Source organism: Thermococcus sp. LS2, assembly GCF_012027375.1.
Lineage (GTDB): Archaea > Methanobacteriota_B > Thermococci > Thermococcales > Thermococcaceae > Thermococcus_B.
Map to the genome: position 1 here is coordinate 108,125 of NZ_SNUI01000002.1, position 14,209 is coordinate 122,333.

Consider the following 14,209-nt stretch of genomic DNA (forward strand, 5'->3'; position numbering starts at 1 on the left):
TCTATGGAGAGGTTAGATAGAGAGATTGCAGAGATTTTGGGCTTGGATGAGCGTAGGGAAAAAGACAGTGAACTGTTCAAAGTCTTTAGCGAAGTCTTTGACAAAACGACTGTTGAGACTTTAAGCTACTTCCACAGAAGGGGTAAAATAGAGCAGCTTTTAGGGGTAATCTCAACAGGTAAAGAAGCAAATGTCTTTATGGGAGTGGACAGCAAAGGCAATAAAATAGCCATCAAAATTTACCGCACCTATACAACGGAATTCAGAAGGATTTGGGAGTATTTAGCGGCTGACCCAAGAGTCGGGTACCTTCCAAAGGATATAAGAAAGCTCGTCTTTGTGTGGACAAGGAGGGAATTCAAAAATCTGCAGAGAGCTATGAAGTATGCAGTTAGAGCCCCAGAACCGATTGCCTTCCGCAATAACATCTTGATAATGGAGTTTATTGGGGATGAAAATCCAGCACCTCGTTTAAAGGATGTGGAAAAGGTATTAGAAAAAAAGGACTTTGAAGAGCTTTATGAGTTTTCGATGAGTGCAATAGAGAGGCTCTGGAAGAGGGGAGATATGGTTCACGGTGATTTAAGCGAGTATAACATCCTAATTTGGGAAAAGCCCGTGATAATTGACTGGTCTCAGGCAACTGTGAAGAGGAATAGAATGTCCCTAACGCTGCTTTACCGTGATTTGAGGAATATCATCAATTACTTCGGTAAGAAAGGGGTTGCTGTTGATGACCTTGAGGAGAAGTTCAAAGAGCTGACGGGTGATTGATATGGGAGAGGAGTTTGATAAGCTGCTCAAAAAGTATGAGTATGTAGACAAAGAAGGCGAGAAGAAGAGTGAATTTGAGGAGAGCGTATATTATGGGACCTTTGGTGAGCAGGAAGAATTTGTGAGAATTCCAAAGGAGAGAATTGGAGTTCTCATCGGAAAGAAAGGCTCAACCAAAAGAAAGATCGAGGAAATTACAAAGACCAGAATAGAGGTGGACAGCGAAACTGGTGAGGTGTTTATAAGTTCAACTGAAAAAACAGACGACCCATTAGCAGTTTGGAAAGCGAGAGATGTTGTAATGGCTATTGGTAGAGGATTTTCTCCAGAGAGAGCTTTCCGTTTGTTCAACGACGGTGAAGTTCTTGAAATAATTAACTTGAGCGATATAATCATTGGAAACGAAAAGAATGCTTTGCCGAGAATTAGGGGTAGGATAATCGGTAGAAAAGGAAGAACAAGAGAGATTATTGAGGAAATGAGCGGTGCTGATATTAGTGTTTACGGTAAAACAGTTGCTATCATCGGGAACCCTATTCAAGTTGAAATCGCCAAGACTGCTATAGAAAAGCTGGCGAAGGGTTCCCCACATGGAACGGTGTATAAGTATCTCGAAAGGAGAAAGAAGGATTTAGAGCTTGAAGGAGGCGTTTATTATGGCAAAGGCTAAAGAACTCTTTAAAGAATTTAAAATTCAGAGTGTCAGCGAATTCTTTAGAAGAAACGCCGCAATGTTAGGTTACACTGGAAAGATTCGTTCTTTAACCACAGTTGTTCATGAGGCAGTCACGAATTCCTTGGATGCATGTGAAGAAGCAGGAATTTTGCCTTATGTGAGGGTTGAAATAGAGGAGCTTGGAAGGGAGCATTACAAAATAATCGTCGAGGACAACGGACCAGGAATTCCAGAGAAGTTCATAACCCACGTTTTTGGAAAGATGCTCGCTGGAACCAAAGCTCATAGAAACATTCAAAGCAGAGGTCAGCAGGGTATTGGTATCAGCGGTGCAGTCATGTTTGCCCAGATTACGAGCGGAAAGGCAACACGCGTAATAACTTCAACGGGTGGCGATGAGATAATCGAGGCTTGGGTTAAGATTGATGTTGAAAAGAATGAGGGTAAAATTGTCAAGAAGATTAAGCATAAGAATACAACTGGCTGGAGAGGTACGAGGATAGAGCTGGAGGTTAAGAACGTTAAGTATGTCCGCTCAAAGCAAGGCGTCTTCTGGTATCTCAAGCTCACAGCTATAGCTAATCCTCACGCTCACATTGAATTGATTGAACCAGATGGAAAGCTCATTGTTTTCCCACGCTCAAGTGAAGAAATTCCAAAGCCTCCAGTTGAGATGAAGCCGCATCCGAAGGGAGTTATGACAGATGACGTCTACAGAATGGCAAAGAAGACGAGGAAGAACACAGTGAAGAGATTTTTGATTTCTGAGTTCTCAAGAATCAGCGACAAGAAGATAGATGAACTCATCAAATACATAGCTGCAATTAGGCTTATCAACAGCGAAGAGGACAAGAAAATAAAAGACGAGCTTTTTGAAAGGTTGGCTAAAGGAGAAGTGGATTTAATTCTGAGACGCTATGGAAGAAGGGCGAAGAAGGTAATCAAAGAGGTTCAAAACCTCATGGAAAAACCGCCAGAGAAGCTCAGCTGGCATGAAGCTGAGGAGATAGTTGAAGCATTCAAATACATGAAGTTCTTGGCACCTCCAACTCACGGCTTGAGGCCAATTGGGGAGGAGAACATCGTTAAAGGTCTCACTGGAATCCTCAAGCCAGAATTTGTAACTGCAGTTACAAGGCCGCCTAAAGTTTACAGAGGTGGAATCCCCTTCCAAGTTGAGGTTGGTTTAGCATATGGTGGTGAGCTTGAGAGCTCATTTAATCTGCTCAGATATGCTAACAGAGTTCCCTTATTATTCGATGCAGGTGCATGTGTAACAACAATGGCTGCCCGCAGTGTGGACTGGAAGCGCTACAAGGTTGAGGACTTAGACAGAGCACCTCTGACACTTTTGATTAATGTCATCAGCGTCCACGTTCCTTACACCTCAACAGGAAAGCAGAGCATAGCCAATGAAGACGAGATTTATGATGAGATAAGATTAGCCATAATGGAAGCCGCAAGGAGACTGCAAACTTATCTGAGCGGTAAGCATAGGAGATTGTATCAAGTCAAAAGGAAGAAAACACTCCAAAAATATGTTCCGGAAATAGCGAGAGCTTTGAGCATCTTAACAGGCGAGCCTGAGGAGAAGATCAAGGAATACTTCATCAGCTTGATTGAGAAGAAGTTTGAAAGTGTTGAGGAAGCATTAGAACAATCAGTGGAGGTTGAAGCAGATGCTGAAGCGTGAAAAGCCAAAGGAGCGTTTTGGCTACGATCCACAGAAGGTTCTCCGCAAATTGGAAGAGCTTGGAAAAGAAATCCTCGAGGAAGTTAAACAGGGGAAGAACCCCTACTTCGACATACCGACCAGAGGATTGAACAACGTTTACTTTGATGAGGTCAAGAGAGTCATCAGAATGGGAGATAAGCTCTCAAGGAGATACTTCCTCAACGTTGCTCACGCTAGAAAGTTCATGCAGACCTTGCTCATAGCAGCTTACGTGAAAAGATTAGTGAGCGAAGGAAAGCACGCAAGCTTGAGAGAAGCCTACTATGCCAACAAGCACACAATCCCAGGGACTAAGGAAAACACATTTGAAGACCAGAGCGAGAGCGATCCAGTTATTGAAGACTTGGAGAGAATGCTTGGCGTCTTAAGAGAAGAGATGCACTTAACTGCTGACAGAAGAGGTTACGTTTACGGAGACATAACAATCAGAGATGGTGAAGACGAGTTCAACACTTCAAAGCTCGGTATGGGTGGCTGGGCTGTTCCAGGAACAGTTGAGCACATCCAGTTCGTTGATATCAACGTTGATTACGCATTGGTTGTAGAGACAGCAGCTATGGCTGACCGTCTGATTGAAGAAAAGTTCCCTAAGAGGGAAAGGGCTCTAATCATTGCAACTCAAGGACAGGCTTCAAGAGGTGTGAGAAGATTAATCCACCGTCTGCACTATGAAGAGGGCTTGCCGATAATAGTCTTTACAGATGGAGATCCATACGGTTGGTACATCTACTCAACAATAAAGCAGGGTTCAATTAACCTCGCTTACCTCAGCGAGAAGCTTGCAACGCCTGAAGCAAAGTTCGTCGGAATGACTATGGATGACATTAAGAAATATGGCTTAGAAAACGTTACAGAAAAGCTCAAGGGAATTCCGCCAAATAAGAAGGGCGGTCCAACTGGAGATTATAAGAGAATCATCGAGGAAATGAACTATCCGTGGTTCAAGAACAAGGAGTGGCAGAGGCAATTAAAGCTGGCTTTAGAGTGGGGCGTCAGAATTGAGCAGCAGGCTTTAGCAAATAAGAGTTTGGAGTTCGTTGCTAAGAAGTATCTGCCTGAAAAAATTGCAAACGAGGAGTTGTTGCCATGACGACCACCGAAGAGCTGGTCGGTCAGGTTAACAAGATTTTGGACGACATTGGAATTGATATGGCTGGGTTATTTGAGAGTTTTGACATCCCCTCTCTCGTTTTCTACCTAAACAGGAATATGGAGATCTTGAGAGACTTTGAAGAAGAGCTGTCGAGAAGGGTTGGGGAAACTGTCCCTTCAGTCAGGGGTATAGACAAGAAAGAAAAGGATCCTCATATAAGGTGGCTGTATAAGAAGAAGCACAACAGGATTCTAGCCCTTGAGAGGCTTAGGAGCGCAATAGTAGCACATAAAATGGCTTTGGCGTTGATTTCAGCGAACTACTCCTTCTACATCGGAAATAGAGAAATAGATGTAAAAACAATCAAAAAGCACGAAGAGCTTAAGAAGATAAAAGTTGTTAAAAAACCCTTTACTCTTGGAAGACTCGAAATTCTACCTCATCTAGCATACTCTGGCGATGTGTTGAAGCTTCTCGGTCAGGAAAGCATTGAGGTTAGAGAGGCATTTAAGCTCATAAAGTCAAAGCTTAGGGAAAAAGGTGTTGTTAGAAAGAAGAGCTTTAGGATTGAAGTTGAATATTGGGAAAAAGGAAGGCTGAAGAAGACGAAGATTGATCTTCCAACGGATGCAGACATAGAGAGCGAGCTCAAGCAGAGGTTTGGAAAGCGCTTCCGCTGGAGAGTTTTGAGCTATGTGAAAACAAAAGGAGTTCTCATAAACAATCATTACACCGTTGATAACCTGGCTTTGGCCTATTCAGCATTTGACCCAGAAAAGGGTCCAGAACTTCTTGGTCTTGACTTGTTTAGGTATTATTTCCTAACCTCCGAAAAAGAAAGGGAAAGTCTTGGACTTTATCCAGACATTAAGCTCTGCATTGACTGTCACTATTCAATTTTTGATCTGCCATTTATGAAGGAGAAAGGGTTTAGGACAGGTTTTGGAAGCATGATGATAATTCAAAAGTGTGAGATCGAGAAGATGCTCAGTGGAAAGAGAAGCGAAATTTCAAATATTCCCAACTACCTCCTTGGTGGAGCAATACTGTATGGAATCAGTCCATTTGATGAGGAAAAAGTTGCAGAGCTGCTTGGGCTGGATTTAGATAAGCTCGTTGAAGCAATTAGGAAGCTCGTCTTGTCTGGACTTCACACGTCTCTGTTCACGAATGTTGAGAAGTTTGAGAAATTCATGCCGAAGAGCGATAAAGCAAAGAGATTTTTGGAGCTTCTCCAGGGGTGAGAGGTGTGAGAGTTGAGATAAAGGCGAGAAACAATGAGGAGCTTTTGAGGAAAATAGATGAGATGCTCAACGAAAATGTGAGAGAAGTCTACATCAATCTGCGACCAACTAAAGAAATCCTTGTGAGAATTCTGGAGAATGCTCCAAATGTAAGGGTCATCGGCTGTCCCCCAAGTCTATATCCAAAAGTCTCAAAGAGAGTTATAAAAGCCCTCAGACAGATGGGCATTGATATTATCCCCATAAAGAAATCGAGAGGAAGACCAAGGAAATATGATGAAGCCGTTCTCCTCCAGATCAGAGAGCTTATGAAGAAGGGAAAAACCCCAAAAGAAATCAGCAGAGAGCTCGGGATTCCCTTGAGAACTTTGTACTACATGATTAACGGGAGATAACAGAAAATTTTTAGGTTTTAAAACCTAAGCATACATCGGTGTGTTTATCATATGGTGCCCAATAGAGAAAAATCAGAGCTGCATCCTTTGAGAAACACTAGATTTTACAGGAAAAATCCCAAACATCCAAAGACAGTTGATATTGTAAGACACACCCTTGTCTTTTTGCTTATAATCCTCCTGTTCTCATTGCTCTACAGATATACAATTAGGTCGGAGGCTTCATCGTTTAATATCGAGTGGATATACCTAGCATGGGGGTTCTTTTTCTTTATAGCAATGAGCATTGCATTGAGATTCCTCTTTGAAACCGGCATTTCAGGTGAAAGACTTCCAAGGAAGAAGAGTAAATGGAGGAATGTGGCCGAATTTATTACTCTGTTTGCACTTGTTGTTGCCGTTTACCTCATCCTCACAGCTAAACCTCGCTATTTACCTCGCGGAGAGGCTCCTCTTATAAGGTATCCAAAATGGATTATGAGCTTTGGGCTTAATCAGACTGTTATGGTTTACTACAAACCTCTACCCTTGTATATGTATGTAATCCCTCTCCTTATTGCCGCTCTTATTGTTTTAACCGCAGTTAAAAGACGGAGAAAGCACGCCGTAGTTATGGGCGAGCTTCACAGATTTAACCCCCAGATGACCTTTGATACAATTGAAGGAACGCCGGAGGAGAGGATAATAAAGATGTACAAGAACGTTGTTGCTGGCCTCGTTTTGAAGGGCTACCCCTATCAAAAGAGCTGGACCCATTGGGAGCATGAAGAAAAGCTAAGAAATATTTTTGAGGATTTAGAGGATTTGCACGCGCTTACGAGGATATTTGAGAAAGCAAAATATGCCAAAAAGCTCAGCGGTGAAGATATAGACATTGCAAAGAAAAGTTATGACAATTTGATGAAATTCTTGAGATAGAGTTAAAAAGCCAATTGTTTAGCCTAACCTAGCGGTGATAAAAATGAGCGAGATTTTTGAAACTCAAGAGGAAGTTCCGGAGATTAGGGAGAAGCTTCATAGGGTTGGGATAACGAATCTCAGAACTGTGGCAAAGATCAACTGGAAAGGAAAGCTCTACACATTTATTCCAACATTTGAAATTACAATTGATGTTCCAGAGGAGAAAAAGGGAATACACATGAGCCGTCTCGTGGAGAGCATAACAGAAACGATGAGCGAAGCAGTGGAAGAAGAAGTGAGTAGAGTTCACTCCTCCCTTGAGGAGCTTGAGCTTGCCATAATCAAGCGCTTAGAGAAAAAGCATCCGCATAAAAGAGCTGAAATATGGATAAAAACGCATCTAATTATTGGAAAAGAAACCCCTGTAAGCAAAAGAACGAGCTTGGAAACCTATGATGTTGAGGTTGGAGTGATAAAGGACGAGATAAAAGGGAAGCTCGAAAAAGTGCTTAGAGTTACAGTTATAGGGAACACTGCCTGCCCGCATGCAATGGCAAACAATCAAGGAAAAACCCATATCCAGAGAGCGATAGCAACTCTCGAGATAAAGACCAACTTTGATGAGGAAATACCCCTTGAGGACATGATTGAAGTCGTTGAAAGCTCCTTCAGCTCTCCGACATATACACTTCTCAAGACAGTTGACGAGAACGCTGTTGTCCAGAGGATGTATCAGAATCCTAAGTTCGTGGAAGATGTTGCTAGAGAGATAATATTCAAAGCAAAACAGCGCTTTAAAGGCAGAATTCATGTAAAAGTCATCAGTTTGGAGAGCATTCACAAGCATGATGTGATAGCTGAGACTTGGTATTAAGGGAGCATTCTTGCCCTCTCTGTCTTTATTATCCCTTTTTAAAGTTTTCCGGGAAGACTTATTAATCCCAATCCCTATTCTCTCTTGGGTGGTGGTTGTGAAGTACAGTGAGCTGGATTCAAGGATTAGGAAAGTTTACTCCAGAATTAGAATGCTGGACGATTATCACTGGGACTTGAGTGAGGACAAGATACTCGGGAGACACAAAAAGAGCAACCTAAAAATCAGGATTCGAGTTGCGAACAGCAAAGAAGAAGCAGAGAAGTTAAGTGAAGTGAAAGAAGGAGAAGGCCTCGACATAGTGGTTGTCCCGGACAAAAACACATTTTACATTTACAACGGAACATTCATCATGACGTCAAAATTCCTCAAAGGAACGCTCGTGGATATAAACGATCACATAGTGTGGAGAGGATTTAAGGTTGTTGGGCAAGATGGGGAGCTCATTCAAGAGGACTTCTATGAATACTTAGGTGGCAGATTCATCGAGCACTTGAAGAACAGCATGACAATTGGCCAAGACTTTGTGTTCTGGCAGTTTTACAAGTGTGAAGTATGTGGCAAATACGTTGACATCGACAGCGTGAGAAGCCACTTGAAGAGCCATGGAATTAAGATTGAGGATAAAGACGAGATGGTGTACGATGTGTTTGAGATAAACTTGATTGAAGGCAAGGTTTATGACAAGTATGGTCGAGAAGTTAAAGAAGAGATGCTCAGTGAAGAGGCTAGGGATTTCATCAAGGAAACCCTCGAGAGCTTTAAATCTTAAAGTAGTTTTTGAATTTTTGTCAAGTTTATTTAATCTTAATTTTTACTATCCGCATGTTCTTTAAAGGACAATGCATAAGAGATTTAAAAATAAATGGTATATTTTATTTTATGGTGGTGAGTATGAATGAAGGGGCTCTCATCGACGTCATATTCAGGGACGTTCCAGAGGACTCTGTGATAACGATAGTCTATGATGTCCATTCGACAGGATGGATGATCGGGCTTTCTTTATTGAAGAAAGCTCTCGAAAAGGGAAAGCTCGGGATAATATCAAACTACAATCAAACTCTATCTCATCTTGCTAAGTCCCTCAACCTAGTCGGGACCGATATGTGGAGCGAGCTTAACAGCAACAACTTAGTAATTTTTGACATCTTTGGCTCACGATACGGGGTAAGGGAAAGATACAAGAATGTATTCTATCTTGATAACGTTGATCCTGAAACCATAAATCCAAAAATCGATTCTATGTATAGGGATCATATTCTTCCAATGATTAATAACCGCAAAGTTGTTCGCCTCATATACACACTAGATGGAGCTACATTGATTCTTGGAGAAAACGTAACACTGAAGTTGCTCAACCAGACAATAGCAGCAAAATCTAAACTCCTCAAAGGCTCAATTCTGATTCTGCCCATAAACAGTGATGTAGTCTCAAAGCGCTTCACTGCCTGGGTTGTTGGTATAAGTGATTACGCCCTTGTGGTGCGTTCTGAATTTAGAGATGACAAGATAATGGAGTTTCTGCATTTGATAAGAGCTCCAGAGGAGGACTTTGAACCAACGACTTATCTGTTGACAACAGTGGGAGAAAGAAAAGCTGAAAGACTAAGGGTAAAGAAACTAACCCCTGAACTTGGGTCTCTGAGAAAGCAGTAACGGTAGAGGCCTTGGCTTGTATGGGAAGCCTTCTGTCTTCTGTCTTATCTCTTTTATTAAGTCCTCAAGCTGCATCTCGTACTGCTTGCCGTCTTCTCTCTTTCTGACAGTAATAATGCCTTGTCTCTTCTCGTTTTCACCAACTACAATAATGTATGGAATCCACTCTTTCTCCGCTTTTCTAATCTTCTTTGTCAATCTATCACTTGTGTCGTCAACATCTACCCTAATCTTTGCACCCTCAAGCTTTCCTGCAATGTAGAGGGCGTAGTCGAGATAATCTTCGCTAACTGGAATAACCCTAACTTGTATTGGACTGAGCCAGAGAGGATACATTGGCTTCTTTCCTTGATTTCTAAGCTTTGCCTGCTTTTCAAGTATCGCGTACATCACTCTTTCAATTGCACCGCTCGGCGAGCAGTGGAGTATGAGCGGGTACTTTTCTTTTCCATCCTCATCATAGTATGTGATTCCAAATCTCTGGGCGTTTTCAACATCAATCTGCACTGTGCTTAAAGCTGCAGCTTTGTCTAAGTTGTCAACGAAGTTGAACTCGAACTTGAGGATGAAGTAGAAGAACCTTTGCTTCCACATCTCAATTAGGACTGGTTTTCCAATAATTCTTACTAATTCAACTATGAAGTCCTTGTTCTCGTTCCAGAAGTCCTCTGTGAATCTTATTGCAACTTCATAATCTTCTGGTGTTAATCCAACGCCCTTAAGAACTTCCATGCTTAACTTATACTGCTTCTTAAACTCCTCCATTGCCTGCTTTAAGTCCTTAGCGACTGTGTGCATATCCGGCATTGTGAATGCTCTAAGTCTTCTGAGACCGCTTAGCTCGCCTCTCTTCTCTCTTCTGAAGGAATATCTTGTGAGCTCATACATTCTCAATGGCAAGTGCTTGTAGCTTATTGTTGCATCTTTCTTTATGAGGAACTGACCAAAGCAAGCGGCAAACCTAAGGAAGTACTTCTTATCACCGCTCTTGACAATGTACTGCCTTGCTGGGAATCTGTTCAGATACTTTTCAAGAGCTGGGTGTTCAAAGTCATACATTATTGGTGTCTCAACTTCCATGGCACCGTATTCTATAACTTTCTCTGTAACATACTGCTCAAGCAGTGACTTGATGAGTCTTCCCTTTGGATAGTATCTTAAGTTTCCTGGGTCACTTCCTGGCTCATAATCAACTAACTCCTGCTCAAGCATTATCTTAACGTGAGGCGGTTCCTTCTCTGCTATTCTGCTTTTACTTATCTCGTAGTTTGCAAACTTCTTGAGGTTCTCATGCCCTGTGAAGTCAAATTTATCGACCTCAATCAGCTCTCCTTCTGGTGTGAGAATATACCAGTAGCTGACAAGCTCTTCTTCCTCTTTCTTCAGAGCCTCTGGGATCTCCTCCTCTTTCTTAGCCTCCCCTGGGACTACTGTCCTTGAAAGCTCTGCCAATGGGTGGCCTTTACAACTCAGCTTAAACGCTTTGTAGTATCCAAAGGGTGCCCTCTTAACGTTGAAGCCCTCTTCCTTGAGCTTCTCCTCAATTGCCTTGAGAATCTTGAGGGCAACATCTGGTGAAGCCAATTCACTGCTTAAGTGAGCGAATGGATAAACAAATATGTTTTGAGCCTTGACTTGAGAAGCAACATCTTTAATTTCAGCAATAGCCTTATCAACAACTTCTTCTGGATTTTGCTCGTCAACCTTCTCAACGCTTACAAAAACAGCAAGAACTTCCTCAAGCCTCCCTCTTTTTTGCTCTTCACTTATCTCTTCGGGCTTTTTCAAAGCCTTGTCTTTAACTTCATACTCAAGATAATCGCTGTGGATTAGAAGCATTCTCATCCTTACCACCATCCAAGCCTTTTGACAAACTTACTAAAAATAATTTCCGAGCTTCCTTATAAAGTATATGCTGTGCCCATAAGCTTAAAAGATTAGACTATCAAAATTCACTGGGGTGTGAGAAATGGATGTAGATAAGAGGAAAGAATCAGCGAAAAATGGGGATTTTGTTATTCCAGGTGATTATCTTGGGGTTATCGAGGAGTTCCTTCCCGGAGATGGTGTCATTGAAGAAAATGGGGAGCTTTATGCAACAAGAGCTGGAAAAGTTAAGATAAACCAAGAAAAGATGGAAATAAGCGTAGTTCCAGTTACAGATACTCCTCCAATTCCAAAAGTCGGGCAAGTTGTAATTGCAAAAGTGATTGAAGTGAAGCCTCAAGCTGTGATTGTCCAGCTTCTCAAGATTGAAGGAAGGGAGGATTACAGGGAGATAGCAACTTCAAAGCTTGCTGGCATTCACATATCCCAAGTTAAGGACGGCTTTGTTGAAGATATGAGCAAGGAGTTTAAGATTGGAGACATAGTAAGGGCAAGGGTTTTAACTAACGAAAAAAGCCCAATTCAGCTCACAACTAGAGCTCCGGATTTGGGAGTTGTCTTTGCATTATGCTCAAAATGCAAGACTCCGCTTGTAAGAAGGGGTAATCAGCTTGTATGTCCTAGATGTGGAAACGTTGAGACTAGGAAACTCTCAACGCTTTACAGAAAGATTAAAACTTAGTGTATGGTGTGAGACATGAAAGCCAAAAAAGTAATCGTTATCCATGTAAAAGATGATATAGAAAAAGAAGAGTTTATGAAGGAGTTGCAGAAGCTTAATCTGCCCGCTTTTATTTATGTTCATGGGAGGCTCAACTCTCTAAAGATCAACATTCAAGGTACTAAAGATGAAATTAGAGATGCCATTTATAAGATCAAGGACATCCACAGAAGAGTTCGTTCTCGCTTGTATGCAAACAAGCGCGGGCTGTATAGATACACGCTCGATGACATATTTAGAGAAGCGGGTGTCAGCATTTCAGCCCCAATTCTGCTGAAAACACTTGAGCTGCTTGGAGAAACCGTTGAATTTAAAGACAATGAACTTGAGACATCAATGCCCTGGAACGAAATAATTGCCCTAACAAGGAAGCTTGGAGAATATCTCGCAGACATTTCACTCCAGACCACAAGGCAAATAAGGGAAGTTGCGTTACCTTTAGCTGTTGTCTTTAACATTGATCCAGAAGAGATTCTGGACTTGATGATCGAGCTTGGAGTAGCTGAGTACAAAGAGGATAAGTTTAAATACGAACTTGTGAAGAACAAAGAGCAGGCTATGGAGATAATGTTAAAGCATTTGATAGGTGAGGGAAATGAAGATTGAGGTTATCAAGCGCGAAGGGAATGTAATGGAGTTTTACCTTGTTGGAGAAGACCACACATTTGCTAATCTTCTCAATGAAGTTCTTCATGAGAACAAGCACGTTACATTTGCTGGCTACACAATTGAGCATCCAATCTTAGCTGCCAGAAAGCCAAAGTTTAAAGTTGTTACAGATGGCAAAATAACCCCAGAGGAAGCTTTAGAGGAAGCTGCCCAAAAGATATTTGACAGAGCTAAAGAAGCCCTTGAGGTTTGGGAAAAGGCTGTTAAAAAGTGATTTTTGGTCTCATTTTTTCGACCAAATCTTTTAAATTTTGGTCTGGAATTTCGACCAAAAAGCTTAAGTTTTAGTCATATTTTCAAACCAAACATGAAATACTCAAAAGACTTCACAGACAAAAACCTCTCAAAGTTCGGCGATTCTTTGGTTAATTTTATATTCTCCCTAGCCCTAAGCGAGTATTTAGGATATCCAGCCGCTGGTAGAGTTCCGAATTCTTCTTTAGCCTTAGCTCTTGATATAGCCAAGCTTTCCCATTTGATTCCCCCAAGAACGGACAAGCATGGGAAAGGAGATATAGCTGAGGCTATAATAGCTTATGCATGGCTCGAGAAAAAGATATCGATTGAAGAGGCAGCTGAAATCATAAAGAAAAACTTAACCCCAGATGTTGTTCATTTTGCAAAAAGGAAGGAAATAATAGGTCTTGCCTTTGGAGAGCTTTTAAAAGTGATAAAAGAAAGGCTTGGACTTTGATTTTTAAATGTTTGTCAGAATTTCAATCAATGTCTGCTTGTCAGGCAGCTTTGCAAATTTGTCCGGGTCTTTGACTTTAAGTAACAGCGGGACCTCTCCAAATAGCTTGAGGACTTTTCCAAATGGTATCTTGCCTTCACCTGGTAGGAGATGTAGATCACCAACTCCATAGGCAAGAGCATCTTCTGGCTCAACTTGGGGTGTGAGCTTTCCGAAATTGTCGTGAATCATTAGGATTATTGTTTTCTCTGTTCCCAGTTTAACGTCTTCAAGGAGCTTGTCCTCATCTCCTTGAGCGCTTAAAAAGGCGTGAGCAACGTCTAAAGCAAAGCCGACGTTCTCTCTATCTACATTATCCACAACATAGAGGGTATCTTTGACGCTGAATGTGTTCTCAAGGGCTATCTTGATTCCAAACTTGCTCGCTATGTCTGCCAGCTGCTGAATTGCTTCAATCTCCAGATCTAATCTCCCTGTTTTTCCGCTCTGCATGACTATGATTTTTGCCCCCAGCTTTATTGCAACATCAACTACAGCTTTCGCGACTTTGAAGTGTCTCGAATAGTAAATGTGATCTCTGAGGTTAACTGAGAGAGGCATTCTGACTATGTAGTTTATCCCTACACCTTTTAATGCTGCCTCAACGGGGCGGAGCTTCTTCTCAACTACTTCACCATTTTTTATCAGCCCAAGAGCATGCGGAAAGATCTGAACGAAGTCGTACTTCTTAATTTTCACATCAGCTAGAACCGATGGCAAGCTTTTATCTTTGTTCACAAAGTGAGGATAGATACTAACTCCAATCTCCATCTCCTACACCTGCCCTTGTTTTCTTTGATTGTTATAAAAATCTAATGTTCTAGGTTGTTATAAATCTATAGCACCACATTT

At 41.7% G+C, this 14,209-nt stretch carries 16 protein-coding genes; 14 read left to right on the forward strand and 2 right to left on the reverse strand.

Annotated features, from left to right (window positions below; genetic code table 11):
- The first annotated feature begins 3 nt into the window (after positions 1-3).
- The 10 genes from E3E24_RS03130 to E3E24_RS03175 all read left to right on the forward strand — a co-directional run bounded on the left by E3E24_RS03130 (position 4) and on the right by E3E24_RS03175 (position 9,347).
- Positions 4-774, forward strand: a complete 771-nt coding sequence (locus E3E24_RS03130) for a serine protein kinase RIO (RefSeq protein WP_167915633.1) — start codon at positions 4-6, stop codon at positions 772-774.
- 1 nt (position 775) lies between these two features.
- The gene (locus E3E24_RS03135) at positions 776-1,444 is read left to right on the forward strand and encodes a KH domain-containing protein (RefSeq protein ID WP_167915634.1); all 669 of its coding nucleotides are present in this window, start codon (positions 776-778) and stop codon (positions 1,442-1,444) included.
- Positions 1,431-3,143, forward strand: coding sequence for a DNA topoisomerase VI subunit B (top6B, locus tag E3E24_RS03140; RefSeq protein WP_167915635.1), 1,713 nt, complete (start codon positions 1,431-1,433; stop codon positions 3,141-3,143). The genes E3E24_RS03135 and top6B overlap by 14 nt, the downstream gene beginning before the upstream one ends.
- Entirely contained in the window at positions 3,130-4,275 is a 1,146-nt protein-coding gene (locus E3E24_RS03145) for a DNA topoisomerase IV subunit A (RefSeq protein ID WP_167885593.1), read from the forward strand. The genes top6B and E3E24_RS03145 overlap by 14 nt, the downstream gene beginning before the upstream one ends.
- Positions 4,272-5,522: a DUF530 family protein gene (locus E3E24_RS03150; RefSeq protein WP_167915636.1), complete on the forward strand. Its 1,251-nt coding sequence runs from the start codon at positions 4,272-4,274 to the stop codon at positions 5,520-5,522. The genes E3E24_RS03145 and E3E24_RS03150 overlap by 4 nt, the downstream gene beginning before the upstream one ends.
- Before the next feature lie 5 nt (positions 5,523-5,527).
- Entirely contained in the window at positions 5,528-5,917 is a 390-nt protein-coding gene (locus tag E3E24_RS03155) for a DUF1699 family protein (RefSeq protein WP_167885595.1), read from the forward strand.
- An 87-nt stretch (positions 5,918-6,004) separates the two neighbouring features.
- Positions 6,005-6,835, forward strand: a complete 831-nt coding sequence (locus E3E24_RS03160; protein WP_240912524.1) for a DUF4129 domain-containing protein — start codon at positions 6,005-6,007, stop codon at positions 6,833-6,835.
- A 43-nt stretch (positions 6,836-6,878) separates the two neighbouring features.
- On the forward strand, positions 6,879-7,691 hold the full coding sequence (locus E3E24_RS03165) for a GTP cyclohydrolase IV (RefSeq protein WP_167885596.1): 813 nt from the start codon (positions 6,879-6,881) through the stop codon (positions 7,689-7,691).
- 97 nt (positions 7,692-7,788) lie between these two features.
- Positions 7,789-8,463, forward strand: a complete 675-nt coding sequence (locus E3E24_RS03170) for a TBP-interacting protein (protein ID WP_167915702.1) — start codon at positions 7,789-7,791, stop codon at positions 8,461-8,463.
- A 122-nt stretch (positions 8,464-8,585) separates the two neighbouring features.
- Entirely contained in the window at positions 8,586-9,347 is a 762-nt protein-coding gene (locus E3E24_RS03175) for a hypothetical protein (RefSeq protein ID WP_167915637.1), read from the forward strand.
- Here the strand turns inward: E3E24_RS03175 and E3E24_RS03180 are convergent.
- A complete protein-coding gene (locus E3E24_RS03180; protein WP_167915638.1) occupies positions 9,312-11,192 on the reverse strand; it encodes a threonine--tRNA ligase in 1,881 nt (626 codons plus the stop codon). The genes E3E24_RS03175 and E3E24_RS03180 overlap by 36 nt on opposite strands.
- A gap of 124 nt (positions 11,193-11,316) precedes the next feature.
- Here E3E24_RS03180 and E3E24_RS03185 point away from each other — a divergent pair, with 124 nt between their 5' ends.
- The 4 genes from E3E24_RS03185 to E3E24_RS03200 all read left to right on the forward strand — a co-directional run bounded on the left by E3E24_RS03185 (position 11,317) and on the right by E3E24_RS03200 (position 13,318).
- A complete protein-coding gene (locus E3E24_RS03185) occupies positions 11,317-11,916 on the forward strand; it encodes an exosome complex RNA-binding protein Csl4 (RefSeq protein WP_167885598.1) in 600 nt (199 codons plus the stop codon).
- A 15-nt stretch (positions 11,917-11,931) separates the two neighbouring features.
- A complete protein-coding gene (locus E3E24_RS03190; protein WP_167885599.1) occupies positions 11,932-12,561 on the forward strand; it encodes a DUF2067 family protein in 630 nt (209 codons plus the stop codon).
- The gene (locus E3E24_RS03195) at positions 12,551-12,838 is read left to right on the forward strand and encodes a DNA-directed RNA polymerase subunit L (protein ID WP_167885600.1); all 288 of its coding nucleotides are present in this window, start codon (positions 12,551-12,553) and stop codon (positions 12,836-12,838) included. The genes E3E24_RS03190 and E3E24_RS03195 overlap by 11 nt, the downstream gene beginning before the upstream one ends.
- Positions 12,839-12,931: 93 nt before the next feature.
- Complete coding sequence (locus E3E24_RS03200; RefSeq protein WP_167915639.1) at positions 12,932-13,318, forward strand: ribonuclease III family protein; 387 nt, start codon at positions 12,932-12,934, stop codon at positions 13,316-13,318.
- A gap of 3 nt (positions 13,319-13,321) precedes the next feature.
- Here E3E24_RS03200 and E3E24_RS03205 read toward each other — a convergent pair whose 3' ends face one another.
- Positions 13,322-14,128, reverse strand: a complete 807-nt coding sequence (locus tag E3E24_RS03205; RefSeq protein WP_167915640.1) for a sugar phosphate isomerase/epimerase — start codon at positions 14,126-14,128, stop codon at positions 13,322-13,324.
- Positions 14,129-14,209 lie beyond the last annotated feature (81 nt).

What these genes read in the sequence shown, in the direction of transcription:
- E3E24_RS03130 (WP_167915633.1), top strand. Translation starts at nt 4, where the DNA reads ATGGAGAGGTTAGATAGAGAGATTGCAGAGATTTTGGGCTTGGATGAG.
- E3E24_RS03135 (WP_167915634.1), top strand. Translation starts at nt 776, where the DNA reads ATGGGAGAGGAGTTTGATAAGCTGCTCAAAAAGTATGAGTATGTAGAC.
- top6B (WP_167915635.1), top strand. Translation starts at nt 1,431, where the DNA reads ATGGCAAAGGCTAAAGAACTCTTTAAAGAATTTAAAATTCAGAGTGTC.
- E3E24_RS03145 (WP_167885593.1), top strand. Translation starts at nt 3,130, where the DNA reads ATGCTGAAGCGTGAAAAGCCAAAGGAGCGTTTTGGCTACGATCCACAG.
- E3E24_RS03150 (WP_167915636.1), top strand. Translation starts at nt 4,272, where the DNA reads ATGACGACCACCGAAGAGCTGGTCGGTCAGGTTAACAAGATTTTGGAC.
- E3E24_RS03165 (WP_167885596.1), top strand. Translation starts at nt 6,879, where the DNA reads ATGAGCGAGATTTTTGAAACTCAAGAGGAAGTTCCGGAGATTAGGGAG.
- E3E24_RS03175 (WP_167915637.1), top strand. Translation starts at nt 8,586, where the DNA reads ATGAATGAAGGGGCTCTCATCGACGTCATATTCAGGGACGTTCCAGAG.
- E3E24_RS03180 (WP_167915638.1), bottom strand. Translation starts at nt 11,192, where the DNA reads ATGAGAATGCTTCTAATCCACAGCGATTATCTTGAGTATGAAGTTAAA.
- E3E24_RS03185 (WP_167885598.1), top strand. Translation starts at nt 11,317, where the DNA reads ATGGATGTAGATAAGAGGAAAGAATCAGCGAAAAATGGGGATTTTGTT.
- E3E24_RS03190 (WP_167885599.1), top strand. Translation starts at nt 11,932, where the DNA reads ATGAAAGCCAAAAAAGTAATCGTTATCCATGTAAAAGATGATATAGAA.
- E3E24_RS03195 (WP_167885600.1), top strand. Translation starts at nt 12,551, where the DNA reads ATGAAGATTGAGGTTATCAAGCGCGAAGGGAATGTAATGGAGTTTTAC.
- E3E24_RS03200 (WP_167915639.1), top strand. Translation starts at nt 12,932, where the DNA reads ATGAAATACTCAAAAGACTTCACAGACAAAAACCTCTCAAAGTTCGGC.
- E3E24_RS03205 (WP_167915640.1), bottom strand. Translation starts at nt 14,128, where the DNA reads ATGGAGATTGGAGTTAGTATCTATCCTCACTTTGTGAACAAAGATAAA.